Genomic DNA, 25,806 nt, shown 5'->3' with positions numbered 1-25,806 from the left:
CTGGCCTGGATCAATACAAACCCTGAATTTCCAAAGGCAACTGCTGTACTTCTTGTTTTTTAAGGATCGTTCTAGGCTGCTGTCTGGCGTCGGCTGCTTTCAGGCGGTTGAACCGGCGCGAAGAAGCTTCGGTGATATCTTCACGGCTGCGCAGGATTGTAGGCCTTAGAAAGACAAAAAGTGTACGCTGGGTATTGCGGGCATTACGCGATTTAAAAAGCTCTCCCACCACCGGTAGATCGCCAAGACCGGGCACCTTGCTGCTGCCATTGATGCGGTCGTCGGTTATCAGCCCACCAAGCACAACTGTTCCGCGGTTGTCGGCCATTACGGTTGTATTAATCACCCGCCGGTTGGTCACTAGATCCGCGGCACCTTCAACATTGGCATTTGTTAGGCTCGATATTTCCTGTTCGATGACCAGCTGCACCACACCTCCGGCCGTGATCCGGGGCACGACATTCATCGTGATGCCGACATCGCGTCGTTCAATCGTGGTAAAGGGGGTCGCCGTATTCCCATCGGTGGCGAAGCTACCCGTCCGGAAGGGAACGTTCTGGCCAACCACAATGGTCGCGGGTTCATTGTCCAGCGTCGTGACCGATGGCGTCGACAAAAGCCGCGCGCTCGTAGACTGCGACAGGGCCTGCACCAAAATACCAAAGTCATTGCCACCGGCACCAAGCGTCAGTCCCGTAGACAAGGCCGACCCGGCGGGGACACCGACAGCAGCAAGCACGGACCCCAGCGATACCCCTCCCCCATTAGAGAAGTTCGAGGCGGCGATTGCTCCGTTCGGCACATTCGGGCCAAGCCCCAGTTGGACCCCAAGCCGCTCTGCGACCTCGCCGGACACTTCGACAATAGCTGCCTCGATCATCACCTGCGGGCGACGCACATCAAGGGCATGAACGAGTTGCCCGACTTCTTGAACCTGCGCCGCAGTGCCGCGAACAACGATAGAATTCGTTTCGACAGAGGCGGTGATATTGACAGCATCCGGGGCGACGACGCGGTTTAGCGGCACAAATTGTCCGTCCGACGTGGCTTCGGCTGATTGTGCGCCCACATCGGCGGCAACTGCGTTGGTGATGTCAGTGGCATCCCCCACCGTACCTTTGATGATGTCTGCAATGATCTGCGCGTCGCCATACTGGAGGTTGAAAACTGTGGTAGCGACGGCCTCGCGGGGGTCTTTACGTGGCGCAACGTCCATGGCGATCGCAAGGCTGCGAATTTCTGCAATGTCTTCGGGCGTGCCACGGACAAGCAGTAGATTGGACCCTGCATCAACGGACAGGCGCGCGCCTGTGCCCGCTTGACCAAGTACCTCTAGGATCGCACTGCCGACGGTGACCGCATCGGCACTGCGAAAGCGCAGCACCTCAGAGCGGACAAGGGCATCTCCGTCAAAGCTGCGCGCGATGGCCATGATCCGGTCCACATTGGCGCGGGTATCGGTAATGACCACGCCATTGGGATCTTCGACGGCTTCGATATATCCCGATTCCGCGACAAGCGGGCGCAGGACGCGCACGGCTTCGGCAGAGGGCAGCCGGTTCAGGCGCAACATCTCGGTTACGAAGTCTTGGCTGCCGGCGATGACTTCTTCGCCAAGATTGGGCCCGCTCGCAGTGCGCGCTTCGGCCTCGGGGATCACTTGCCAGATCGATCCGGCCTGAACGGCAACAAATCCGCGTACCCGCAGAATGGATTGGAACAACGACCAGACGCCTTCTTTGTCCAGCGCCTCGGCAGAGACGACAGTCACCTCTCCCACCAACCCCGGATCAAGCACCAAGGTGCGGCCGGTTATTTCGGAAATCTGTTCAACGAGCAAAGAGATGTCTGCGTCTCGCAGATTGATGACAAAGGTCTCCTGAGCGCGCACAGGGGCGGGCAGCATCAGTAAAACTGCGAGGGCAAAGGCTGCTATATGGCGAAGCGCAAGGTTCACTGCAGCGGAAATGACATAACGATCGTTCGGCCATTCCTTTCGACTTCGATACGGGCCAAGCCAGACGCCGCGATCACGTCATACAGTTCCCGATCCTGATCGACATTGCCGACGCTTTCACCATTTACACTTGTCACGATGTCACCTGCTCTCAGACCGGCGCGGTTTACGCCTACGTCGTGCTTTTCAGCGATGGTATATCCTTTTTCCCCTGGCACCAAGCCAATCGTATCCAGAACCTCAGCGGGGTTGGCGATGATGCGGTCGCGCCACATGTCGATGTAATCCTGTGTTGTCACGGGCTGAGCGCGTGCCGCTGCATCCACCTGTTCACTGATGGAACTGCCCTGCCCAGAGGTCATAAGCGCCAGCAGCCGTTCCGCGCCTGTCGGGACTTGCGGACCATCGGCGACCAGATCCGCACCGGCAAAATAAAGACGGCTCTCGGTGTCTTTTGTCAGCACGGTTACATGGTTTTGTGAAATAGAGGTGAGCATCGTACCGGGCACGACTTCATCGCCGATGCGATAGTTGCCTTCAGTCGTGTCCGACCGCAGCAATGCCAGCGAGCGGGTCGGATCATCGCGTACGATGACCCCGAGCAAGATCAGGGTCTGCGGTATCGCGGCCGTCTGAGCATCTGCCACCGCGACTTCCGCAGCGCCAAACGGTGCAAGAGCCAGCGCAGGCGCAAGGTCGGGCAGTGCCTCGGGCTCTTGTGCGGGGGGGCGAAGCTTCGCAATAGGGGGGATAACGCGATCGTGGCCAAGCACACGCCAAGTCGCTTCTGCACCCGCCGCGGCCACGCTGGAAACGGCCGTCAGGATCACGCCCAATCGAAGCCATTTCGCCGCATGATCAAAGCGCGTCATGACGGGTCTCCTGACGCGACATATCCATCCAGAATATACAAAACCCGATCCGTCCCTGAAACGGCGCTGCCGACAGAGACGGCCTGCACATCGGGGTCGCTGGTCGGGCGGCGCGTCACATTGAGATCGAATTCAATGCCGTATACCTCAAGCGGCTCTGCGCCGATTGCCACCCCTGCCCGGACTTCTGAAAGGCGGTATTCGGCGGCCCACCGTGCCGCGACCCGATCCGAGAGATCAGCGATGCGTTTACTGTGCCCCTGCGTGGCCGACAGCAGCGATACGGCGCCCAAGGCAAGGACGGCCATCGCCACCAGCGCTTCGATCAACGTGAACCCTGCATCGTTCTGACGTGTCATTCTACCTCCTGAAGATGCGCCGCGCTGACGCCGTCGAACCGAACATATTCCGCCGCGCCGTCACCCGCACGCAGTTCAAGCGACAAGGGGCTATCCCCAGTCGGGCGCGACTCCGTGGAAACGACGATCGCGCCAGCGCTGCCAACGATCCGCGTGCGACCGGCCAGCAGATGGGGTTCTTTCAGGACCGGTAAAGGATGCGGCTCCCAGATTTCCCCGTTATAGACATCGAACCTATAGCCCTCCGCGCCCCAAACGAAGCCCATTGGCACCCCCGTCAGGATCACATCGTCCGCTGCCCGATTTAGCCTGGCGACAAGAAGGTCGGCCTCTTGCTTGGCAATATCACCACGTGACCCGCTGCCGATGTTAAGCCCGACAATCCCGGCCATGATTCCCACCAACACCAGTACCACAAGCACCTCAACAAGCGTCACGCCCGCGTCTTGGTGTCGGTCAGGGGCGGCCGTGGTTTTCACCTGCTGGCCTGCAGCTGCCCATGTGCCAGATCTGCCGCGACCCCTTCGCCGCCGGGTGCCCCATCTGCCCCAAGCGACATCAGATCGAACCCGCCATTCGCACCCGGAGAGACGTAGATGTAATCATTCCCCCAAGGATCGACCGGCACAGCGGTCAGATACCCACCCGCGACCCAGTTGCGGGGTTCGGGCGGCGCGGTGGGACGCACGGCCAAGGCCTGCAATCCCTGTGCGGTCGTGGGATAGGTGCGGTTGTCCAAGCGGTAAAGTTCGAGCGCCGAGCCGACTGCGCGGATGTCGGACTGCGCAACGGTCACCCGTGCTTCGTCTGGGCGCCCGATAACGTTGGGCACGATGATCGCTGCCACCAGGGCGATAATGACCAGCACCACCATCATCTCGATCAGAGTTACGCCCGCTTCACCGTCGCGGCGGCTGCGGTGGGACGCGGGGCGGCCCCCCAGCTTTTTCCAGTGACGCATGAAACTGTTTCCCTATCTGTTACGTGGCTTTCCGTATACTATGGCAACAACGGGACGATTGAAAAGGTAATTTTTCGTGATAAGTCAAGGCATTACGCCAGATTTAAACGCCTCGGAGCGCCCTGTACGGCTGCCCGCGTCTGACGCTTTAAAAGTGCCTTTGACGACGAGAAATTCGGCCATGGTTGCACGGGCCGAACTTTATTGCCCGCAGGTTGATGGGCTGGCCGCCCGTCCGGTCAGTGCAGAACACGTCAGCAGTTTTATCGTTCATGTACCCAGATCCAATGCGCGGCAACGACAGGCGTTGATCACCTTTGCTGTCGAAGAGCGGATTGCCGCACCGCTGCAGTCCGTCCAGATCATCCAAGGCCCGCTTGCCGATGCGTCGCCCGGGGATCACCTGGCGTTTGTCCTGTCCAATGACGTGATGACGCAGGTGACACAGGAAGACGCGCCGCACCTCCCCGAATATCTATTAATCCCCCGTCCACCGTCCGACAATGGTCCCGCGTGGGCCGTCTGGAAAGAAGGCAATCGTGCGGTTGTGCGCTGTTCCGACGGGACGGGTTTTGCCGCCTATGTGAATATGCTGCCGCTTTTATGGCAGCGCGCTGGCCGGCCGTCGCTGCGCGCGCTTGGCGAACCGTTGGGAGCGGATCTTCCGGCCGAAAATCTGTCAGCCACACCACCCCCTCCGGACCCGATAGACGTGGCCTTCAGTTTTGCTCAGCCGCGCAAGGCTGCAGCACGGGGGTTGGCTGCGTGGAAGTGGGCTGCCGTCGCTGTGGTTTCCGCCTTGGTGCTGCATATGACCATCGCGGCGTTGAACCTGCGCGCCCTCTCTCAGATCGCTCAGACAGAGCGCCGCGCTGCAGAGCTGGCCATATCGGACATCCTGCCCAGCATGACCCTAACCCAAGAGGTTGGCCCCGTTCTCGCACGCCTGACACCCGCGCAGGTGGTTGCAAAGGAAAGCAGCTTTTTGCCCCTGCTCAGCGATATCTCACGCGTGCTGACGGACGCGCCGGTTGGTTTCAGGCGCATGGCATGGGGCGCGTCAGAGAATACATTGGTGGTGCTCATGCAGAGCCCTGGCCTGGACGACCTGCAAGGCATCGAGCAGACGCTAGAGGCATCGGGCTTTGCCGTGCGCAGCGGTGCCGCCACAGCGGGCGATGGCGGTGCAGAGGTCGAAATGCGGATCGCGCGGGGGGATGGCGGATGAAAGCTTTTGCCGCGCTTAACCCGCGTGAAAAGCGTCTGGTGAGCATTGTGCTACCGCTCGCTATCATGATTGTGGGCTACCAATTCCTATGGGCTCCGCTGCAACGGGCGCAGGCCGAAGCGCGCGCAGACATTCAAGCATTTCGCCTTGTTCAGGACACAGCTGCGCTGGCGTCCGTCGACACGATCGTGTCATTGCAACCGCTCAACGAGACGCCTCTTGCCACGCGGATCACCACCTCGGCATCCGCGGCAAACCTGACCCTGCGGCGCATTGAGCCTGAAAACGACAGCATTCGGGTCACTTTGGACGATACGCCCTTTGCGACCATATTGCTGTGGCTTTCTGATCTGGAAGAGCAGCACGACGTGAGGGTAGAGGCGCTCGAGGTGGATCGGCGCCCGGCACCGGGCCGTGTTTCGGCGCGTTTGCTTTTAGGATCGTTGCAATGACCCATGCCAGCACCCAGACCCGCCTTTCCTATGGTTTCGCGCAAAGCCAAGGGGTCATTCTATTGCCTGCCTCTGAAGAGAGTGCGGAGCCACGCTGTCAATATCGCCATGATGCCTCTTTCGAAGCCCTGATCGAAGCACAGCGCGTGTCTGGCGCCGCTGTGACATTCGAGGAAATATCGGCTGCCGATTTTGAAGCGGCTCTTGGCATGACCTACCGCGATTCCGCGTCCGAGGCCGCACAGGTGGCCGCGGATGCAGACGATGATCTGGCCTCATTGGCGGACACGGCTGCTTCGATCGACGATCTGCTGGCCCAAAACGATGATGCGCCCGTGGTGCGGCTGATCAATGCCCTACTGCTCGAGGCGGTCAAGGAAGGCGCGTCTGACGTGCATATCGAGACGGAGGAGCGGCGACTTTTGGTGCGCTTTCGGGTCGACGGCATTCTACGCGAGGTAATCAGCCCGAAACGCGCACTCGCGCCGCTGCTTGTCAGCCGGATCAAGGTGATGGGCAAACTCGACATCGCTGAAAAACGCCTTCCGCAGGACGGTCGTGTTTCGTTGCGGGTCGGAGGGTATGACCTTGACGTGCGCATCTCGACGATCCCCTCTCAATTTGGCGAGCGCGTGGTGCTGCGACTTTTGGACCGGGGGCAGACATTGCGCGGGATCGACCATCTTGGCCTGTCGGATCGCGATAATACGGTGCTGAAACGGATCCTGTCCTTGCCCGATGGGATGGTGCTGGTGACTGGCCCGACTGGTTCGGGCAAGACCACGACGCTTTATGCTGGTCTGGATATGCTGAACGACCGGCAACGCAACATCATGACCGTCGAGGACCCGATCGAATATACGATGGACGGTGTTGGCCAGATGCAGGTCAACGCCAAGACCGATCTTAGCTTTGCCAGAGGGTTGCGCGCCATTCTACGACAAGATCCGGATGTGATTATGGTCGGCGAGATCCGGGACCGCGAGACGGCACAGATCGCCGTGGAATCCGCCATGACCGGGCATCTGGTCATCTCGACCTTGCACACCAACACGGCCATCGGTGCCGTCTCTCGACTGGTCGAAATGGGTGTCGAACGCTTCTTGCTGGCCCCTATGCTGCGCGGGCTGATCGCGCAGCGGCTGGTGCGGCGCAATTGCACCGACTGTCTGGGCGACCACGAGGTCACGCAGGCGGAAAGCGATCTTTTGGGGCAAAAGATAAAGCCCGGAGAGATCGTGAAGAAGGGGCTTGGCTGCGATACCTGTCAAGCCAGCGGCTTTCGCGGACGTCTGCCGCTGTATGAAATTATCGAGGTCGACGGCGCGCTTGAACGCAAAATGCACGAAGGACAATCCGAAGCCGAGCTGATCGCCGCGGCGCGGGATCGCGGCCCTAGCATTCTGGACGACGGCATCGCCAAAATGCGTTTGGGCCTCACCACTGCACAGGAAGTCGCGCGCGCCATCCACGACGGTGCCCCACCGCAACCCAGCATATCGCTTGCCGCATCACAAGAGGATGAATAATGCCAGCCTATGCCTATGAAGCGATGACGCCCGCGGGCAAGTCGACCAAGGGGATCATAGAGGCCGCAAGTGCGGCCGCCGCGCGCAGCAGTCTGCGCCAGCGCAACCTCGCGCCGCTGTCGGTCGAACCAACCGTCGCAAAAAAGGGGAAAGCGACAAAGGGGGCGGGCTTTGGCAGGGCCAAGATTTCGCGCCGCGCGCTGACCCTACTGACCCGACAGCTTGCCACGCTGATCGGTTCGGGGATCGGTGTGGAGCAAGCGCTCAAGACAGTGGCAGACCAGCAGAATAAGCCCGCTGTTACATCACTGTTGTTGAACCTGCGCGCCTCAGTGCTCGACGGGCGCAGCTTTGCGCAGGCGCTTGGCGAGTATCCTCAGGTGTTCGGCGACTTTTACCGTGCGTCGGTCGCTGCGGGGGAAACCTCGGGGCAGCTTGGCCAAGTGATGGAACATCTGTCCGGCTTTGTGGAAACTCGCGCCAAGAACCGCCAGACGGTGCAGCTTGCTTTGCTGTATCCCGCGATCCTTGCCGTCGTTTCGCTTGCGGTAATCGTAGCACTGTTGACCTTTGTGGTGCCTGACATCGTGCGCGTTTTCACCTCTCGCGGGGCGGAACTGCCGTTCCTGACCCGTTCGTTGATTACGGTAAGCGATTTTATCAATGCGTGGGGTATTGCAATGCTCGGCGTGCTCGCTGCCGTTATCCTTGGCGGGGCCAGCCTGCTGCGGCAACCGGCGATGCGGCTGCGCTGGCATCGATTTCTATCGCGTTCGGTGCTGACGCGGGGGTTCTCTCTCAAGACAAACTCGGTGCAGTTCGCGGGTACCTTGGCAACCTTGACCGTCAGCCGCGTGCCGCTTGTAGATGCCTTGACCGCTGCTACGCAGACCGTGCCAAATTTGCACGTCCGCGAAAAAGTCGCCCAAGCCACGGCACGCGTACGCGAAGGGACGGCGCTTTCACGGGCGCTGGACGATGCCAAAGTCTTCCCCCCGATGCTGATCGCGATGATCGCAAGTGGGGAAGCGGGGGGCGTGCTGGGGACAACACTGACCCGCGCAGCCGACGATCAAGAGCGCGATCTGAATGCATTGGTAGCCACATTGGTAGCACTGGTCGAACCGGCCGTACTGCTGATCATGGGTGGGATCGTGATGCTTTTGGTGCTCTCCATCCTGCTACCGATCGTTAACCTTAACAATCTGGTGAACTAGAATGGCATTTCGATGATCATCGGTCCGCTCGTCGGCATGCCCGGCACAAGCACTGCGCCTTCGGGCTCGATACGCGCGATCAGCCGCCGTTCCCCTGTAACCGTGACCTTGGCCAGCGTGCTGTCACGGTCCGTCAATATTGCTATGGCGTCGCGGCCTTGGGTTGTCAGGTCCAACGTCATCTGTGGCACTGTTGTGTCGCGCCCCAATAGATCTTTGCACCGCCCTTCGCTGATCAGAACCGCGCCCGCAGCAGCAGCGGCCCCCTTGCGCCAGCTCAGCCGTTGCACATCAACGACGGCCTGCGACGTGCAGTTTTTCAATGCGGCCCCGGGGATCAGGTCGACCAAACCGGGCCCGATACGCCCCACAATGTCCGTCGCGCTCATGGATGCTGGGGTAAAGATCGCAACGCCGGTCAATTGGGTGTCGGGCCCTTGCAAAGTCCAGTCCGCGACCCCGCGAGCAGCGAACAAAGGCCAGCCGCGCAGGTCCCAATCCAGCGAATATCCACCGTCCAACACAGCACGCCCTTCCCACAGGCCGCCATACAGGTCAGTAATCGGAGCAGGGATGACGGCAATACGGCGCAAGGCCGATGCCGGGAGGGTGACAATCAATGTCGTCACGTAAACGAGGAATGCAAAAGATGCCAAAAGCACAGCCGATAAAATCCATCGAAACCGTGGCTTCCGGTGCCTTTTCCCCTCTGTCGCGGCGGCGGGTATTGTTGGGTCTTGGTGGGTCATCGGCGCTCATTGGTTTATCGGGCTGCGGCGGGTTGTCTTTGACAGGTGACACTGAACTGCCGCCTGAAAATGCGGTAGGACAGGCCGTTTTGCTGGCCCCGCTTACCGGCCCGCGTGCGTCATTAGGACAGATCATGCTGGCAGCCGCAAGCCTTGGCGGCAACGCGACCGGCCCAGGGGCCGAGGTCGAGGTGGTCGATGCTGGCGATAGCCCCGAAACAGCCGTTGCTGCCGCGCAAAAAGCGATGGACGGCGGGGCGAAGATGTTGCTTGGTCCGCTTTTCTCCGGCCAGAGCCGCGCAGTCGCCGAAGCTGTCGGGCGCGGTACGCCCGTTGTTTCACTGTCGAACGACAGCTCTATCGCCGGAGATAACCTGTTTGTATTCGGCATCACACCGCAGCAATCAGCGAAATCGATCCTCGGCTTCGCGGCAACCCGCGGCAAGCGCAACGTTGTTACTGTTGTTCCTCCGGGGCCATTTGGTGCCTTGTCCGCGCAGGCAGCGCAATCCGTCGTCGCGGCGACAGGGGGTACCGCTCCGCCAGCGATTGTTGCCGCATCCGCCGCTGGCCTGATCGACAAGATCCGGGCCGCGAACGGCGGTGCGCTGCCAGATGCGGTTTATCTGCCCGTTGTGGGTGGCCCCTTTGAAGAACAGGCCGCGGCGATCAAGAGCGCGGGGGTGCAGCTGCTTGGCTCGGAACAATGGGCATCGATCACGCCTTACCGGATCGACGCATTGCAGGATGGGTGGTTTGCCGCACCCGACCCTGTTCGTTTCGAGGCCTTTGCTACGGCCTTTACCGCGTTCAGTGAAACCGAGGCGGGTGTGCTTGGCGGGTTGGCCTTTGATGCCGTCGAAATGGCGCGCATTCTTGGGCGCATCGGCCAGCAGAACCGCAAAGGGCTGCTGCGTGACGCCGGTTTCGACGGTGTCGTCGGCCCCTACCGTTTCCAAAAGGACGGACAATGCGCACGCGGGCTGGCTATCCTAAGCGTGACAACCGGCGCGAATAACCTGATTGGCTCTACCGGCGCATGACCCTTATCCGCGACCAAGAGGCTGGCGTGACCCTGATCGAGATGCTGGTCGCGCTTAGTCTGTTCGCTTTGGTGGGTATTGCCTCGTTTACCACGCTGGACACGATCTTGCGTGTCCGCGAACGCACCGATGGCCGGCTCGAGCATCTGGCACAATTGGATCGGGCCTTGCTGGTCTTCGGGCGCGATATTGTGCAGGCGGACCCCCGTACGGTGACGCTTCGAGATGGGGTCCTGTCCACTCTCGGACATGATGGCCAAACCAGACGCCAGTATCTGCACGATGCAAATGCGCTTAGCCGCGAGATAGGCCCCCGAAACGCGGATGATCTGTTGCGGCAAACCTTGATACTGGATGTCAGCGCGCTGACGTTTCGCGTGCTTGATAGGGATCGTAACTGGCATTCAACGTGGCCCCTCCCCGACAGCGAGAGCGAAGCGCTGGCCGTGGATATGCGCGTGGACATTAATGGAATTGGCAGTCTGAGGCGGCTTTCGTCTTTGACCCGCCCTGCGCCCCGATGAGCCGCGCCGGTATACGATATCCGGACGCCGGCGTCGTGTTGATCAATGTGTTAGTGGCGCTCGCGTTGGGGTCTGCGATCGTTGTCTTGATGTTCACCTCGCAAGAATCCCTGATGGAACGCACCCAGCGAGCAGCCGCAGCGACCCAGGCCGAGGCGCTGGCCTTGGGCGCGGAGACCTCGATTATCGTGGCGTTACGCCGGGATATGGACGTCGCACCCGAGACGGACCATATGGCCGAACCATGGGCGCTGGCTGCGCAAGAAGAAGTGCAACTAGAGACGGGTAGCTTTGCGATCAGCGTATCAGATGCCCAAGCGCGGTTTGATTTGAACGGGCTTGCAGCGGGGCGTCTCTCGCAACAGCAGATCCTTGCGCGGCTGGTCAAATCTCTGGACCTGCCCGACAGCGTGGCCTTGGACATCAACGACCGAATTTCCCGCCGCGGCCCCATACGCGCGTTGTCCGAGGTCGAGCTTTTGGACGCGCAGACGCGTGCGATACTGGCCCCCCACGTCAGCCTGCTACCGCAACCCGGAGATGTGAACATCAACACCGCAAGTGAAGCGGTCATAGCGGCAGTGCTGGGATCGCCAACCGCCGCAAGACAACTGGTCAAGCGGCGCGAACAAAACGGTTTCCTCACGCGCGGGGACGTGACCGACGCCGGCATTGTCGCGCTGAACGGCATTGGCTTCACGTCAGACGTCTATGATGTGGAAAGCCGCGCAGAAGTCGATGGCACCACGGTGATCCTGACGTCCCGGCTGCTGCGCGAAGACAGGCTGGGGCGAAAAGACACCTATGCGATCGAGCGCAGCTTTTCGGAGCATCTGGGATCGAAGGGGAGCTTGCCTGCCCCAAAGCCCTTCCGTCCCTAAGGGTAAAATGCGAAACGCGGCCACTCTATGGAGCGGCCGCGCCTCTTTCATATTCTCACACCCCCGAAAAGGAGCCAATCAACCTAGGGGTTGAAAGGTTCGCTCGTCGGGAACCGTGGCACTGTGACCCCCGCGAGGGAGATCGGCTGGGCATTGCGATCCTGGTTGAAGGCGCGCACAAAATCGGCCCCCAATTTGGAAATGCCGTTTAGTCCGCCGCTGCTACCACAAGCGACTAGAACGCCGGCCACAACCACAAGAACTGAGATACTCTTCAACATCGGAATTCTCCTATTCTATGGGTTTAGTTGTTCGGCGAGCCAGCAATCGGTGTGTTCAAGTAGGGGAACACGGTTTGCAACTCGGTGGCGCGCAAAGGTGCCCCATCGGTCAACGGTACTAGGCCCGCAGGCGCGGTATCGTTGGGATCGCCTTTGCCACAAAGACCCAGATTTACATTGTCTTCGGCACTTGGGTCTCCGCTAAGCTCTTGCCCGAGAGGCACGTCATGGCACAACCGGCCCATCATCACGCGCAGCGCAAGATCGACAGTGTCATCCGCCGGACGGCGACCGTTGGGAAAGCCCGCGAGGTCTTCAGCCAAAAGGCCAAAGGTATGCTGCTCGGATGCGGGTGTCGCCGGGAACGCTGTATTCAAGCGCAGCATTTCGGACAGGTCTGTCTTCGTATCGAAGCCAGCAGGCTGGTTTACGCCCTCAAAACCGCTGAGGAACGCGGTAACAAGGTCGTTCCGGGGGAAGTTCGACGGAGCGATATTGCCCGATGCACCCAACGCATCGCGGAACAGGATATCCAGTAGCGCTGGCAGGGTCGGATTGGTCACATAGACAGCCAGTGCCTCGTCAATTGTAGGCTCTGCTGCGTTAAACAGATCCTTGTCGGAAAGGCCGATGACCACCTCGTTGACCAGCGGGTTGGACAAGCGCGACTGCTGCACCCACGCGCCACCATAAATCGAGGTCTTCTCGTAGGTGGGCGACGGATCTTCCAATTCGCCTTGTGGCAGGCTGGCAGTCGTCCATGCCCCGATGACCGGCTCATCCCCTTGGGTCAGACAGGAGATTGGAATTTCCAAAGCCAGCGTTGTGACATTGGCTTTACCAATCAGGTCGTCATTGGCGCGGTCCTGCACGATCCCGTTCGCGTTGAAATTGGGATCGTTATACTGGGACCACATCGGGTTATCTGGTCCCTGCACTGGAACGAGGTTCACCAGATCAAAGATTTCGCCAAGGTTCACCGCGAAGGCCTCTGCGCGCTGGCCAGCAAAGACCCGGCCCGTTCCGCAGCCCGGAATTTTTACATCGTCATAGATATAGGCGTTCGCGTATTCGGCATAGTCAGGCAGGGTCTTGTTGCCAACGTTGTCGAGCGGCTTGGTAAAGGTCGTCCCGCCGCCATGAGAAAGAGACGTTCTTTTGCCGCTGCGACGGTCGCCCGTGATCATGGTCACGCTATAGCTTTCGGTTTCACCCAGAGCGGCAGTCGGGCTGCTGGCTGTGATCTGGCCTGCAGCGCGCAGCGGAATGCCCACTTTCTCGCCGCCGATGTCCAGCTGGATACCAGTGCCGTCTTTCAGATTATTGTCGAATTGAAACTGAAAGGTGATCTCTTCTTCGGCATCGGCGTCATTGCTGACATGGATCTCATAGATCGCATCGGGGTCCATGGTGAAATAGTTGGGTCCACCATAGGGGGCCTGCAAAGGCTGATAATTTGCAATGAGGGTCACGTAGTCGCCGCGGTTTGCCTCGTAGCTTTTGAACATGTAGAAATCTGTCGCGTCGATCTTTGGCTGCTCGGTAATGCCCGGCGCCTCACGGTGCGATGATGCAGATGCAATGCTTGCTGTCAGGCAAAGCGCTGTAGCGCAGCTTCCCTGCAACAAGGTACGAATGGTAAATGTCATTTTTCACTCCCAAGTTGGCTTACTTTATGTGCCGAGACCAATGGTCATCGGTTCGCCCTGCGAGTGCTGAAAAAATTCTATTCACTACCCGCATTGAATGAGACACGTGCTGCCGCCGAGAAAGTTTCACCGTTTATGATAGAATATCTCATTTAGATGGAACCTAGGCACACTGGCGTTTTTGATGCTTGCCGTGTTTTATACGTGAATGCCTCTGTTCATCTTATCCTCGATCATTCTGATTCCGATTTTGGGTCAGCTTGTTCGTATTGATCTGCGCCAACACCGCCTGCCGGATCGCTATACGCTTCCGCTGATATGGGTCGGACTGGCAACGAATGCCCTCGCGCAGCGTGCCCTCCCGACGGAGGCGATCTGGGGCGCTATCATTGGCTATGTGGTATTCTGGCTGATCGGAGCGGTCTATTTCCGCAGCCGCGGGCAGGAAGGGTTGGGCTTGGGCGATGCAAAGCTGCTGTCGGCAGCGGGTGCATGGGTTGGGGTTTTCGCCTTGCCTTGGGTCGTGCTCCTGTCGGCTCTGGGTGCCCTTGGATACGCAGTGCTCTCGGGCCACGGGCGCCAAGAGCGCCTCGCGTTTGGTCCATGGATTGCCGGGGCCCTTCTTCTTATTTGGTTCGGAAAAGGGCTTTTTTCAGAGGTATAGAAACGCGTATTACCCCTGCGAACGGCATTTTAAGCCGCCATCTCGCGGAGTTTCCAATCGAAGGACGTCAACCACACGCCCGGTCAGCGTTGAGGGTCTGCACGTTTACGTCTGAATAAGCTCGACAACCATGCTCTCCTCGGCCGTTCCGCTGGCGTCGCTTCGTCCCCTTGCAGGCTTCGCTTTTGTCCGAACATCAGCATGGCAGGTGTCAGGATGAGGGTCAGAAGGGTCGCGACAACCAGCCCCCCTACAATCGCGCTCGACAGTTCGGTCCAATATTGGGTCGATGGCGCGCCAAAGACGATTTCGCGCGTGAAGAAATTCAGGTTGGCCCCCAGCACCATCGGCATCAGGCCAAGCGCCGTGGTAATCGATGTCAGAAGAACAGGCCGCAAACGTTGTGCGCCTGTGCGCAAGGCGGCCTCGCGCGGGTGCATGCCAGAGGATCGTAGGTCATTGTAGGTATCAATCAGAACAATGTTGTTGTTCACCACGATGCCCGCCAACGCGATAATCCCGATACCCCCCATCACAACGCCAAAAGGGCGCCCCGTGACGATCAAGCCAAGCAAAACACCCGCGACCGAGAAGATGATCGCGCTCATCACGACGAAGGCTTGGTAGAAGCTGTTGAACTGAAGAACGAGGATCACCAGCATCAAGACAATCGCGGACACGAAGGCACCAACGAGGAACACCATCGCTTCGGTCTGGTCCTGCGCCTCGCCGGCGAAGCTATAGCTGACCCCGTCGGGCAAATCTGCAGCGTCCAGGGCTTGTTGCAAAGCCGTCACCTGATCGTTGACCAACAAACCGGGTGCGACATTTGCCTCTATCGTCACGACGCGCTTTTCATCGACACGTGTGATCGTGCCCGTCCGCTCAACCGGCTCGAAGGTGACAAAGTTGGAGATCGGCACCAATCCGGCAGAGGTGGGAACGCGCAGGTTTCCAAGCTCTGACAAAGACCGTTCTTCGGCCGGGAAACGGACGCGGATATCCAGCTCTCCGTCCGCGTCCTCGGGCCGGTAATCCGCGACGGCGATGCCTTGGGTCAGCAGCTGAACGGCCTGCCCCAAAAGACTGACATCAGCGCCATATCGCGCGGCTTCCGCCCGGTTCACGCGGATGGACACCTCTACCCCCGGAAGCGGCAGCGTGTCGGTCACATCCGTGAAGCCGCCGATCTGCTCCATGATGGACAAGACCTGCGCGACAGCATCACCCTGCACCGCCGGATTGCGTGCCGCGATCTGAAGGTTGATCGGCTTGCCAGCGGTGGGTCCGCCGCTTTCGGTCTGAACCTGAACATCAATACCCGCAATGTCTGCGACATCCCGCCGGATATCGGTGCCGATGGCTTCTGCCGCGCGCCGCCTGTCCCATTCGGTGAGCTCAAGCTGTATCGTACCGATGGTTTCTTCGCTGCCCTGCCCTGCGCTCATCGTGGATCGGGCATAGACGGTGGCTACTTCATCATAGCCCATCAATCGCTGCTCGACCCTGCGCACCAACGCGTCACGTTCGTAGATAGAGAAGTTGTCACGGGCAAGCACCTGCACCTGCATGAACTCAGGCTCTACCGAGGGGAAAAACGACAGGCCGGTGCCGAACTGCCCGTATAGACCAAAGCTGCCAAGCAGCATGGCAAGCGCGAGCAACGCCGTCGCGCCGGGTCTGAGGATTGCCCATTCCAACAGACGCACATAAGCTCCGGTCAGCCCGCCAATGCGCCGTGGGTCACCTATTTCAGCTTCGCTGAGCGCACGTTTGGCCACCGCATTTTGCGGCTGGCGTTTCCCGATGAGGCCACCCAGTACCGGGATGAAGATGAGCGCCATGAAAAGCGACGCGAAAAGGGTCAGGATCACGGTAATAGGCAGGAACTTCATGAACTCGCCGACCATGCCGGTCCAGAACAGCAGCGGAAAAAAGACGCTTAATGTCGTGGCGGTTGAGGCGATGATCGGCCAAGCCATGCGCTTGGCGGCATAGGCATAGGCTGTTTGCGCATCATCCCCCTCTTGCAGACGACGGTCCGCCAGCTCGACCGTTACGATGGCCCCGTCGACCAGCATCCCGACAACCAAAATCAGCGAAAAGAGAACCACGATATTCATCGTGAACCCCATCGCCCAAAGCGCCGTTACCCCCACCAGAAAGGCCCCCGGAATGGCAAGACCGACAAGGATAGCCGACCGAAGGCCAAGGGCAGCCACGATGACGATCATAACAAGCAAAACCGCTGCAATGACGTTTGCTTCCAGGTCGCTCAGCAAAGTCTCTACTTGTTCGGACTGATCTTGCAGGTAGGTTACCTCGATGCTTTCGGGCCAATCCTTGCGCAGCTCTTCCAGCGCAGCACGCGTCGCCGCGACTGTTTCGATGATATTCGCGCCGGACCGCTTTTTCACCTCAAGCGCAAGCGCCGGTTGCCCATCGATGCGTGCGTAGCCCGTCGGATCTTGGAAGGTGCGGCGGACGGTTGCGACATCTTCAAATGTCACCACCGTATTTCCGCGCACCTTTACCGGAATTTCCATGACGTCTTGCAGGTCCTCGATCAGGCCCGGCACCTTGAGCACGATGCGACCGCCCCCCGTCTCGATGGCCCCCGCGGCAATCAAACGGTTGTTCCGCTGAAGCTGGCCGATCAGCTCATCAAAGCTCAGGTTGTAGGTTTGGAAAACGGTCGGGTCGATCAGTACTTCAAGGAATTCGTCCCGCGCGCCGCCAATCTCGACCTCCAGAACGCCGGAAAGCCCTTCGATGGCTTCTTGCGCGTCATCGGCGATGGCGTTCAGCGTTCGCTCTGGCACCGGCCCCGAAATGAGCGCGGTGATAATCGGGAAGAGCGCGGTGTTGATCTCTGTCACCGTGAGGTCATAGGCGTCTTCGGGCAAATCTCCCTCGACCTTGTCTGCGGCTTCCCGGACTTTGCGCAGCGCTTCGTCGATGTCTCCGCCGGGGGTGAACTCCAGCTGGACATTCGCATAGCCTTCGGATGCGTTGCTTTGGATCTTCTCAAGCCCGGCAATCGCGGCGAATTCGGATTCCATCGGCTCGATCAGCAGGCGTTCGGCATCCGACGGGCTGATCCCTTCAAGGCCCGTGGAGACGTAAACAAGCGGTAAAGGCACCTCGGGGTTGGCTTCTTTGGGGATGGCGACATAGGCGACCGCGCCTACGCCCAAGAGCATCAGAAGCACCATCAGAACGACCCGGCCACGCGAGAATGCGGCGTCAATAATCGTATTCATTCCCGCTGCCCTTCGTCGCTTGCCGCGTCCCTATCGGGAGTGGGAAGCGCGGGCTGCCCATCTTGAGGGGTGCTGTTTTCCTCACCGTCATCCGCCTTGGTCTGTAACGACGGTGCCACCTCTTCGCCTTCGTTCACGAACCCCTGACCAACAGTGATGATCCGCACCGCGTCCGACAGGCCGCTGACATACAGGCCATCGATCTCTGCCCGCACGATGCGAATGGGGGTGAACACAACCATATCATTCTCATCAACGGTTTTGACACCCAAGCGCCCCTCTGGGCTCAGCGATATCGTCGAGGGCTGCACGAAATGCGCGCTTGTCGAACCGGTCGGGATCCGAATTTCGGCGGAAATACCAGCGGGAATGGCACCGTCTTCATTCGGCACGGTGATCTTGGTGAGGAACGTGCGGGTTTCGGCATTTGCAGCCGTGCTGACAAAGCTCACCGTGCCTTCACGCTCTTCTCCGGTGATGAAATTCACCGTCGCCGTCTGGCCGCTTTTGATCTGACCAAGCGCCTGTTGTGGCACCTGCAACGCAACTGTCAGCGGCCGATTATCAACGATGCGCCCGACTTCGGCGCCCGCCTGAATAAACTCACCCGCATCAAGTGACAGCTCTTCGACACGTCCGGTAAACGGGGCCGTGATAACAAGTGCCTCTATCGCCTCTTGCGCTGCGGTCACGGATGCTTCGGCGGCGGCAAGCGTGGCGCGTGCTTGGCTGACCCGATCGGCCGTCGCCACCCCTCTGTTCAATAGCTCAGTCGCGTTCTTGAACTCTCGGTCCGCACGGGCGAATTCTTCGCGGGCCCGCGCAAGATCCGCCTGAGCTCCCGTCGCAGAGAGCCGAGCAATCACCGCGCCGCCCTCAACCTCTTCCCCCTCCATCACCAAGACATCCACGACGTCGCCTGACGCCTCGGCGCGGATCGACGTATCGCGGTCGGGTTGCGCCTGTCCTTCCGCCTGAAAGGATATCGTGACCTGTTGAGGCGTCGACTTTTCAACCGCCACGGCAACCGGCTTGGCGGGGGCAGTTTCAGCTTGCCCTGCGTCTTCGTCACCCGAGGGCAGGATATACCCGCTGCCCATCCAGCCGACGATGGCGACAACCAAAGCCGCGGCAATCCACGCCGACCGCGACGCGCCTTTATCGTCCTCGAAAGACAATTGCTCTTTGTTTTCGCTGTCGCTCATTTCCAGTTGGCCTTCACTCTCACACACAGGGTTCCTTTTCAGACATGCATACCATGTAGGCCGCCGTTCAAAGAGGTCGCATCATATGACGCTTTTTAACAACAGACCAGCAGTCTGTAAGCGGGAAATAGACGGTGCGCATGAAACGTCAATGTGACGTCGGGGCATCCAGTGATCCTACCGCTGAAACGAAGCGCAATCGCGATGGATCAAATGCGCTTTGCTGAACACGTACGACCTCATTCAGCATCTAGATGCTCATGGGTCTTGAACAGTGAATGACACGGGCCTAGGTGTATACCGACCAGCGATCTGTATGGTTAACGATCTGTATGGCTATGGAGACGTCGCATTGGCAAAGACCGAAACAAAAAGAGACAGCCGTGTGCGTATGGCACCAGCGGTAAGGCGAGACCTTATCCTTGATGCGGCCCAAGCGCTGTTTATGGAGCGGGGCTGGGATGCCGTGACAATCGCGGATGTGCAGGAAGCGGCACGCATTTCACGCGGCGGTTTCTACCACCACTTTGCCGCAAAAGAAGACCTGTTGAGCGGGCTTATCGCGCGCATGACTGAACAAGCGATGCAGACCACTGAAGCCGCGATGAGCCAGAACAACGGCGATGCATTGGTCCAGTTGAACGGTTTGCTGGATGGCGCGGCGCAATGGACGGCCGACAACGTCAACGAACTGCGCGGTTTGGTGCAAATCTTCTCACGGCCCGGCAACGAGATCCCCTACCGCCGGATCTGTGACGCCGAGGCGGCGGTCGTGATGCCGGTCCTTAAAGCCATTATTGAATCCGGTATTGCTGAGGGAACATTCAACCCCATTGATGCAGGGCTGACCGCCGAGCTGATGCTAAGCCTTTCGCAGGGCCGTCGGGAGGTTCTCATCGAGGCATTTGACCTGGCGAGCGCGAACGATCTGGACGCGGCAGTTGACGCACTTGACAGGCGTCTTCGATCTGAAGGTGAAATCTGCGACCGATTGCTCGGACTACCCGTGGGTAGCGTCGCCCTGTCAAACCGCACCGAATACCGCCGAATGCTGGCCGGCTTGGTCCAGTAGCGGCGGATGATATGCGCGAGTTTGCAACGCGACGCTCCGACTACATCCCAGGCAGCCATAGCGCCAGTTGCGGGAACAGGATCAACAAGAACACCAGCAGCACCGAGCATCCCATGTAGGGGAAGGCAGATCCGTAGATTTCGCGCATGGTTGTGCCCTTGGGGGCGACGCCCTTCATCACGAAAAGCAATAACCCGAAGGGCGGCGTGGTAAAGCTGATCTCGAGCGCCAGCAGGATCACCAGACCGAACCACACCGGATCAAATCCCAGCGTTGTGGCGAGCGGGAAAAAGATCGGTACGGTCAGTAACATCATTGAGATCTGCTCCATGAACATACCCAGCAGCAGCAGGACCCCGAACATCACCAGCAGCATCGCCACAGGGGCCAGATCAAACGACGTCGCCCACCGGATCAACCCGCTGGAAGCACCGGAAAACGCCAGCAACTGGCTGAAGGTGGCCGACCCAAAGACGATGAGATAGGCCATCAGGGTCACCCGCATCGCGCCGATCACCGATTTCTTCATCGCTTCCCATGTGAGGCAACGGAAGGCCACGGCCAAGATCAACACGCCAAGCGCCCCGAATGCCGCGGCCTCGGACGGGGTGATCAGCCCGCCCACCATGCCAATCACGATCACGACCATGACTGACAACATGGGCACCACATCGCCGAAAAACAGGCGCATCTTCTGGCCAAAGCGCAGGTCTTCAACCTCGTAGGCGGGGGCGGCGTCGGGATCGATCCGGGTCTGAATGTAGATTGTCGCGATATAAAGGCTGGCAAGGATGAGCCCCGGAATGATCCCCGCGATCAACAATGCGCCCACATCAATCCGCGCCAAGGTTGCCAACAACACGGCCAGCGCTGAGGGCGGGATGATAATCGCCAGACCGCCCGTGCCAAGGATCGGACCGATGGACATATGCTTTTTATACCCACGTTCCGTCATTTCAGGTACCATCAGGCTACCCAGCAACGCGGTGGAGCCCATGGACGACCCAGACAGCGTTGAAAACGCCGTGCCGCCCAGTACCGTGACATAGGACAGCCGCCCCGGCAGCTTACCCAGCAAACGGTCGATGGCATTGAACATGCGCTTGCCCAAACCGGTGTAGAAAAAGATTTCGCCCATCAGCAAGAACAACGGGATCGGCACCAGCGCATAGTTGGTCAGCCCGCCGAACCCATTGTTCAGCAGCAGCGTGACCCCTTTGGCTCCGCCCATAAAGAACCACGCCCCAACGATATTGGCTGCGAGAAAAGCCAAGGCAACCGGCATCCCGATGGCCATCAGCACCAGAATAGAGCCCAGCAAAAGGGCCAGCGATTCAAACCATTCCATTACTCATGTACCCCTGCTTCGCCGGAGTGCATCAGGTCATCGCCAAAAACAAATCGGGAAAATTCAATCGCCATCAGGCCAAAGCTGACCGGAAAGGCCAGCGTCAGTATCCATTTCGGAAAGTAATACGCACGCACATCCAGATCATTGCGTGCGATATTGTTCAGGCACAGCTCTGCCCCTTTCCACGCCAGTATCAAGGACACGACAACACAAAGCACCGCGACCAGCCGGCTGACAAAGCGGCGTGCCGCTTCGGGCAGCGCCGCGGTCACCAGTTCGATATGCACATGTCCCTTTTCGCGCACCAGCCAAGGTGCGCCGAGCATGGTCATATACAGGATCGCATATTCAGACGAGGTAAAGAGCCACGCAAAGGGCTGCATTCCGCTGTTGCGCATCACCACTGACAGAATGACCGAAATCATCAGCCACACCAGCATGGCCCCGGCAATCCCCGCCATCGCGTAAAGAAAACCTCTGTAAATTTGTCCGACACGCGCCATGGCTGCCCCTTTTGAACGAAAGCAGGCGCGCCCCATCAAGAGCGCGCCAGATGTGGCTTACTGATTTTTCTGCGCGTCGTAGAACAGCTCTATCAGTTTGTCGTAGTTCCCGTCGCCTTGGGGGCTTTCGGCCATCAGGCCCTTCATCCGGTTCCACGTATTCTCTGTCGCCGCCGCCAGATAGTTTTGCGCCGCTTCCCCTTCCAGCGTCACAACGGTCATGCCTGCCTCTTCAAGCTTGGCAAAGTCTTCATCACGCACCGCGCCCAGCTTCTCGGCCGAGGCTTTCTCGTGCTCGATCGCCACGTCTTGCAGGATTTTGCGCGCCTCGTCCGAGAGGGAGTTCCACTTGTCCAGGTTCACAATCGTGCCAAGATCGGTCGAGAAGAAGCAGGGTTCGATCCGGTAGTTCAGGAACTCGTTCCATTTAAGGTCAATAAGGCCGATCTGTGTCCAGCCTGTCGCATCGACCACGCCCCGTTCCAGCGCCGAATAAACCTCGGTTGTAGGCAGATCGATCACCTGCGCGCCCAGATAGTCGGTGAAGAAGGCGTTATAAACCGCGTTGCCCCGCAGCTTGAGCCCCGACACATCCAGGTTCCCCTCTGCGTCAAGGCTGGGCTCATCACGGGTCCACAGGTTGTAGCATACGCCGGAATCGAACCACCCGAGGTATTTGACGCCCATTTTCTCTTGGTGGATCTGGTCGATCAGTTCCAACCCGCCATTGGCGCGGGTTTCGACCGCGGTCAGGTTAGATGTGACCAGCGCGTCTTTTTCAGGCAAAGCCCCAGCGTAAAAGCTCCCCGGCGTATAGACCATATCGACCACACCCGACCGGACGGCGTCGGGCTGCTGGAACATGCCGATGGCTTCGGGGCCACCACGCACTTCGATCTGCACAACGCCTTCACCGGCGGTGTTCACCTTGTCGACGAATTCAAGGAACGACTTGGTATAGATCAGGGATTCAGGAAAAGCGTGCACTGCGGTCAGCGTCTCTTGCGCAAAAGCCGCCGTGGTCAGCGCCGTCGAGGCGAGGATACCGCCAAGGATTGTCTGTTTCATCGTATATACTCCCGGTTGGTGGGGCTGTTGGACCCCGTTATGTTGCCGTCCTGTCCCTCTTGCGGGGATCAGCACGTCTTAGGATGCGGGCACTGCCCACGGGTGCGCGGCAAACCGTGCCGTGCGAAAATCTTTGATGCGGTCGTTATGCTGGGCGGTCAGGTCGATATCATCCCAACCGTTCACCAGTTTCTCTTGCCAGACGGGATCCAGTTCGAACGTCAGGGTATGCCCCGCGATCACCGCTGCACATTTTTCCAAGTCCACTGTCGCGCTGACAGCATCGGTGCCGATCGCGTCCAGCAGGGCGTCAATTTCTGCATCGCTCAGACGGGCGGGCAGCAGGCCATTGTTGACGGCATTGCTTTGAAAGATGTCGCCAAAGCTCGGGGCAAACACGGCCCTGATCCCGAAATCAACCAGCGCATAGACCGCCGCCTCGCGGCTTGAGCCGCTGCCGAAGTTGCGCCGCGTGATCAACACCTCTGCCCCCGCATGGCGATCAAGCACATGATCCGCCGCATCCTGACGCAAGTCGTGCAACAGGAACTTGCCATAGCCGTCAGCCCGCGGTGCCGACATAAATCGCGCCGGTATAAGCTGATCGGTGTCGACGTTTTCCTGCGGCAGCGCGACGGCGGTGCCATTGATCTGTGTCCAGCCGGTCATGTGCGTCCCTCCAGCAGCGGGCGCACATCGGCGAGGTGCCCGGTCACTGCGGCGGCAGCGACCATCGCGGGGCTCATCAGATGGGTCCGCGCCCCGCGTCCCTGACGGCCCTTGAAGTTACGATTGGTCGAGGACGCGCAGCGTTTGCCCGCCTCGACCCGATCGCCATTCATGCCGACACACATCGAACAGCCCGATGCGGCCCATTCAAGCCCCGCTTGGGCAAACACATCGGCCAGCCCTTCGGCTTCGGCCTGCTTCTTGACCTGTGCCGATCCGGGCGACACCAACCCCGGCACGACGGCCTTGCGCCCCGCCAATACTTTGGCGGCAAGGCGCAGGTCTTCGATCCGGCCATTGGTGCACGATCCGATAAACACCTGATCCACCGCAATTTGGTCCAGCGCCATTCCCGGTTCCAGCGCCATATACTCCAGCGCCGCGCGCGCCTGCGCCTGTTTGCTGCCCGACAGCCGCGCCGGATCAGGGACATGTCCGGTGATGGGCAGCGCCTCTTCGGGGGAGGTGCCCCAGGTCACGGTTGGCGCGATATCGCTGGCGTTGAGTGCAACCTCGCGGTCGAAACGGGCGTCTGTGTCGGTCGCAAGCTGGGACCAGTCCCGCAGGGCCGTGTCCCAATCCGCGCCTTTCGGGGCAAAGTTGCGCCCTTTGATATAATCGAATGTCACCTGATCCGGGGCCACCAGCCCCAACCGCGCTCCCCCTTCGATGCTGAGATTGCACAGCGTCAGGCGCCCCTCCATGCTTAACGCGCGGACAGCGGGGCCGGCATATTCAATCGCGTGGCCGCGTGCCCCATCGGCCCCCAGCTCTGCGATCCAGTGCAGCGCCAGATCCTTGGCCGTGACACCGGCCCCCAACGCACCGTCCACGGTAATCCGCATCGTTTTGGGGCGTTGTTGCCAGATTGTCTGCGTCGCCAGAATATGCGCCACCTCTGTCGCACCGACGCCAAAGGCCAGCGCACCAAAGGCCCCATGCGTTGAGGTATGGCTGTCGCCGCAATTGATCAGCAGCCCCGGCAAGGTCAGCCCCTGTTCGGGGCCGATCACATGCACAATGCCCTGCCCCGGATCGCGCAGATCGAAGAGCCGGATGCCCTGCGCCTTGGCGTTGCGCCCCAATGTGTCGATCATCCGCCGGATATCCGCCGCCATCTCCCCGGCGCGGGTGGGGGCATAGTGATCGACGACTCCGAAGGTCAGATCAGGGACGGCGACCTTCATGCCGCGGCTCTCCAGTTTCACAAATGCGTGGTGCGATCCTTCGTGCACCAGATGTCGATCGACCCATAGCAGTGACGTGCCGTCATCGCGCCGCATCACCTCATGTGCGGCCCAAAGCTTGCCAAAGAGGGTCTGCGGCGCGGTCATTCTGCGGCCCCCGTCCGGCCCGGTTTCACCACCGGCTCCCAATGGCGCGCCTCGCCTGCGCCGACACGGCTCAGCGCCATTTCAAGGCGGAACATATCAGGGCGGTAAAGCGCAGACAGGTATTCAACCCCGCGTCCATCCTCATCCTTGACCACACGGTCCAGCGACAGCAGCGGCGCGCCGACACTGACCCCGAGCGCATCCGCCACATCGGGCGACGCGAGGGTCGCGCTTACCGTTTGATGGGCTGATGCAACCTTGACGCCAGACCGCTCCAGCAAGCGGAAAAGTGGCGTCGTCGCCAGCTCTGCCTCTGTATAGTTATGCGCGATATCTTCGGGCACCCAGGTGGTCAGGTGGGAAAACGGCTCCCCTTCCACCAACCTCAGACGCACCGCAACTTGCACACGCGCTTGCGCATCCAGCCCCATCGCGGTGGCCACACTGCCCGGCGCGGCACCATAGCTAAAGGACAAAAGCCGCGCGGTGGTGTTCTGCCCCATCTCGACCAACTGCGGCATCAATGTATTGAAATCCGCGGCAAGTGCCGGCTGCACCTTGGGTGCGCAGACAGTCGTCCCAGACCCGGCACGGCGCGAGATCAGCCCGTCCCCTTCCAGCGCGTCCAGCGCACGGCGCACGGTCACCCGCGACACATCCAGCGTCACCGCCAGCTTTTGCTCGCCGGGCAAAACCGCACCGGCAGCGTAGACGCCGCGCATGATCTCTTCGTGCAGATGCAAGTAGACGCGCCGCGCCTTCCCCCCTTCGGGAAGCCCCCTGCCCTTCGAAGATGTGCTTTGAAGTGTCATTTGAATCCTTCCAATCCCTTCCAACCCTACAAAGAGTTTTTTCAAAAGCAAGAAATCTATCTGACAAAAATCAAATTATTTGATCTATGCACATTTAATTATC

General features: G+C 59.8%; 24 protein-coding genes. 9 read left to right on the top strand and 15 right to left on the bottom strand.

Annotated elements, in window-relative coordinates; genetic code table 11:
* Positions 1 to 10: 10 nt before the first annotated feature.
* The 5 genes from gspD to gspG are packed head-to-tail and all read right to left on the bottom strand — an operon-like array spanning position 11 to position 4,149.
* The gene (gene gspD / locus AB1495_RS15565) at positions 11 to 1,906 is read right to left on the bottom strand and encodes a type II secretion system secretin GspD (protein WP_074637169.1); all 1,896 of its coding nucleotides are present in this window, start codon (positions 1,904 to 1,906) and stop codon (positions 11 to 13) included.
* 47 nt (positions 1,907 to 1,953) lie between these two features.
* On the bottom strand, positions 1,954 to 2,829 hold the full coding sequence (locus AB1495_RS15560) for a type II secretion system protein N (protein WP_074636973.1): 876 nt from the start codon (positions 2,827 to 2,829) through the stop codon (positions 1,954 to 1,956).
* Positions 2,826 to 3,188 carry a type II secretion system minor pseudopilin GspI gene (gspI, locus tag AB1495_RS15555; protein ID WP_074636976.1) on the bottom strand — a complete coding sequence of 121 codons (363 nt, stop codon included), beginning with the start codon at positions 3,186 to 3,188 and terminating at the stop codon, positions 2,826 to 2,828. Before gspI ends, AB1495_RS15560 begins: the two co-directional genes overlap by 4 nt.
* Complete coding sequence (locus AB1495_RS15550) at positions 3,185 to 3,667, bottom strand: prepilin-type N-terminal cleavage/methylation domain-containing protein (protein ID WP_074636978.1); 483 nt, start codon at positions 3,665 to 3,667, stop codon at positions 3,185 to 3,187. Before AB1495_RS15550 ends, gspI begins: the two co-directional genes overlap by 4 nt.
* On the bottom strand, positions 3,664 to 4,149 hold the full coding sequence (gspG, locus tag AB1495_RS15545) for a type II secretion system major pseudopilin GspG (protein ID WP_074636979.1): 486 nt from the start codon (positions 4,147 to 4,149) through the stop codon (positions 3,664 to 3,666). Before gspG ends, AB1495_RS15550 begins: the two co-directional genes overlap by 4 nt.
* Before the next feature lie 181 nt (positions 4,150 to 4,330).
* Here gspG and gspL point away from each other — a divergent pair, with 181 nt between their 5' ends.
* Genes gspL through gspF form a run of 4 tightly spaced genes read left to right on the top strand, consistent with a single transcriptional unit; the run spans position 4,331 to position 8,575 of the window.
* Positions 4,331 to 5,377, top strand: a complete 1,047-nt coding sequence (gene gspL / locus AB1495_RS15540) for a type II secretion system protein GspL (RefSeq protein ID WP_074636981.1) — start codon at positions 4,331 to 4,333, stop codon at positions 5,375 to 5,377.
* The gene (gene gspM / locus AB1495_RS15535) at positions 5,374 to 5,829 is read left to right on the top strand and encodes a type II secretion system protein GspM (RefSeq protein ID WP_074636983.1); all 456 of its coding nucleotides are present in this window, start codon (positions 5,374 to 5,376) and stop codon (positions 5,827 to 5,829) included. The genes gspL and gspM overlap by 4 nt, the downstream gene beginning before the upstream one ends.
* Positions 5,826 to 7,358: a GspE/PulE family protein gene (locus AB1495_RS15530; protein ID WP_074636985.1), complete on the top strand. Its 1,533-nt coding sequence runs from the start codon at positions 5,826 to 5,828 to the stop codon at positions 7,356 to 7,358. Before gspM ends, AB1495_RS15530 begins: the two co-directional genes overlap by 4 nt.
* The gene (gene gspF / locus AB1495_RS15525; protein ID WP_074636987.1) at positions 7,358 to 8,575 is read left to right on the top strand and encodes a type II secretion system inner membrane protein GspF; all 1,218 of its coding nucleotides are present in this window, start codon (positions 7,358 to 7,360) and stop codon (positions 8,573 to 8,575) included. Before AB1495_RS15530 ends, gspF begins: the two co-directional genes overlap by 1 nt.
* Here gspF and AB1495_RS15520 read toward each other — a convergent pair.
* The gene (locus AB1495_RS15520; RefSeq protein ID WP_074636990.1) at positions 8,572 to 9,237 is read right to left on the bottom strand and encodes a hypothetical protein; all 666 of its coding nucleotides are present in this window, start codon (positions 9,235 to 9,237) and stop codon (positions 8,572 to 8,574) included. The two genes, gspF and AB1495_RS15520, sit on opposite strands and share 4 nt — an antisense overlap.
* Between AB1495_RS15520 and AB1495_RS15515 the strand changes: the two genes are divergently transcribed.
* The 3 genes from AB1495_RS15515 to AB1495_RS15505 all read left to right on the top strand — a co-directional run bounded on the left by AB1495_RS15515 (position 9,195) and on the right by AB1495_RS15505 (position 11,772).
* Positions 9,195 to 10,367, top strand: a complete 1,173-nt coding sequence (locus tag AB1495_RS15515; protein ID WP_367581981.1) for a penicillin-binding protein activator — start codon at positions 9,195 to 9,197, stop codon at positions 10,365 to 10,367. The two genes, AB1495_RS15520 and AB1495_RS15515, sit on opposite strands and share 43 nt — an antisense overlap.
* Positions 10,364 to 10,891, top strand: a complete 528-nt coding sequence (locus tag AB1495_RS15510) for a type II secretion system protein GspJ (protein WP_074636992.1) — start codon at positions 10,364 to 10,366, stop codon at positions 10,889 to 10,891. Before AB1495_RS15515 ends, AB1495_RS15510 begins: the two co-directional genes overlap by 4 nt.
* A gap of 113 nt (positions 10,892 to 11,004) precedes the next feature.
* A complete protein-coding gene (locus AB1495_RS15505) occupies positions 11,005 to 11,772 on the top strand; it encodes a general secretion pathway protein GspK (RefSeq protein ID WP_159431873.1) in 768 nt (255 codons plus the stop codon).
* Positions 11,773 to 12,076: 304 nt separating this feature from the next.
* Here AB1495_RS15505 and AB1495_RS15500 read toward each other — a convergent pair whose 3' ends face one another.
* On the bottom strand, positions 12,077 to 13,702 hold the full coding sequence (locus tag AB1495_RS15500; protein WP_074636996.1) for a DUF4331 domain-containing protein: 1,626 nt from the start codon (positions 13,700 to 13,702) through the stop codon (positions 12,077 to 12,079).
* 208 nt (positions 13,703 to 13,910) lie between these two features.
* Here AB1495_RS15500 and AB1495_RS15495 point away from each other — a divergent pair, with 208 nt between their 5' ends.
* Positions 13,911 to 14,366 carry an A24 family peptidase gene (locus AB1495_RS15495; RefSeq protein ID WP_074636998.1) on the top strand — a complete coding sequence of 152 codons (456 nt, stop codon included), beginning with the start codon at positions 13,911 to 13,913 and terminating at the stop codon, positions 14,364 to 14,366.
* 83 nt (positions 14,367 to 14,449) lie between these two features.
* Here the strand turns inward: AB1495_RS15495 and AB1495_RS15490 are convergent, their stop codons facing one another.
* Both AB1495_RS15490 and AB1495_RS15485 read right to left on the bottom strand, forming a co-directional pair.
* Positions 14,450 to 17,629: an efflux RND transporter permease subunit gene (locus AB1495_RS15490; RefSeq protein ID WP_074637000.1), complete on the bottom strand. Its 3,180-nt coding sequence runs from the start codon at positions 17,627 to 17,629 to the stop codon at positions 14,450 to 14,452.
* Positions 17,626 to 18,834 (bottom strand): efflux RND transporter periplasmic adaptor subunit, encoded by a 1,209-nt coding sequence (locus AB1495_RS15485; RefSeq protein ID WP_074637002.1) that lies wholly within the window; start codon positions 18,832 to 18,834, stop codon positions 17,626 to 17,628. Before AB1495_RS15485 ends, AB1495_RS15490 begins: the two co-directional genes overlap by 4 nt.
* 316 nt (positions 18,835 to 19,150) lie before the next feature.
* Between AB1495_RS15485 and AB1495_RS15480 the strand changes: the two genes are divergently transcribed.
* Positions 19,151 to 19,906, top strand: coding sequence for a TetR/AcrR family transcriptional regulator (locus AB1495_RS15480; RefSeq protein ID WP_367581980.1), 756 nt, complete (start codon positions 19,151 to 19,153; stop codon positions 19,904 to 19,906).
* A gap of 40 nt (positions 19,907 to 19,946) precedes the next feature.
* On the opposite strand, the gene AB1495_RS15475 is transcribed toward AB1495_RS15480, so the two are convergent.
* From AB1495_RS15475 to AB1495_RS15450, 6 genes are all read right to left on the bottom strand, one after another.
* Positions 19,947 to 21,254, bottom strand: coding sequence for a TRAP transporter large permease subunit (locus AB1495_RS15475; protein WP_005848587.1), 1,308 nt, complete (start codon positions 21,252 to 21,254; stop codon positions 19,947 to 19,949).
* Complete coding sequence (locus tag AB1495_RS15470) at positions 21,254 to 21,760, bottom strand: TRAP transporter small permease (RefSeq protein ID WP_005848588.1); 507 nt, start codon at positions 21,758 to 21,760, stop codon at positions 21,254 to 21,256. Before AB1495_RS15470 ends, AB1495_RS15475 begins: the two co-directional genes overlap by 1 nt.
* A 57-nt stretch (positions 21,761 to 21,817) precedes the next feature.
* Positions 21,818 to 22,828 carry a TRAP transporter substrate-binding protein DctP gene (dctP, locus tag AB1495_RS15465; protein ID WP_074637004.1) on the bottom strand — a complete coding sequence of 337 codons (1,011 nt, stop codon included), beginning with the start codon at positions 22,826 to 22,828 and terminating at the stop codon, positions 21,818 to 21,820.
* 78 nt (positions 22,829 to 22,906) lie between these two features.
* Positions 22,907 to 23,497 (bottom strand): 3-isopropylmalate dehydratase small subunit, encoded by a 591-nt coding sequence (gene leuD / locus AB1495_RS15460; protein WP_074637006.1) that lies wholly within the window; start codon positions 23,495 to 23,497, stop codon positions 22,907 to 22,909.
* Positions 23,494 to 24,891 (bottom strand): 3-isopropylmalate dehydratase large subunit, encoded by a 1,398-nt coding sequence (gene leuC, locus AB1495_RS15455; protein ID WP_074637008.1) that lies wholly within the window; start codon positions 24,889 to 24,891, stop codon positions 23,494 to 23,496. Before leuC ends, leuD begins: the two co-directional genes overlap by 4 nt.
* Entirely contained in the window at positions 24,888 to 25,703 is an 816-nt protein-coding gene (locus tag AB1495_RS15450; protein WP_074637010.1) for a GntR family transcriptional regulator, read from the bottom strand. The genes leuC and AB1495_RS15450 overlap by 4 nt, the downstream gene beginning before the upstream one ends.
* Between the last annotated feature and the right edge of the window lie 103 nt (positions 25,704 to 25,806).

Origin of the sequence: Sulfitobacter pontiacus (genome assembly GCF_040790665.1) — a bacterium.
In the GTDB taxonomy this organism is placed as follows: Bacteria; Pseudomonadota; Alphaproteobacteria; order Rhodobacterales; family Rhodobacteraceae; genus Sulfitobacter; species Sulfitobacter pontiacus.
The sequence above is the reverse complement of the archived record's forward strand: the minus strand, read 5'-3'. Positions and strand labels throughout refer to the sequence as shown.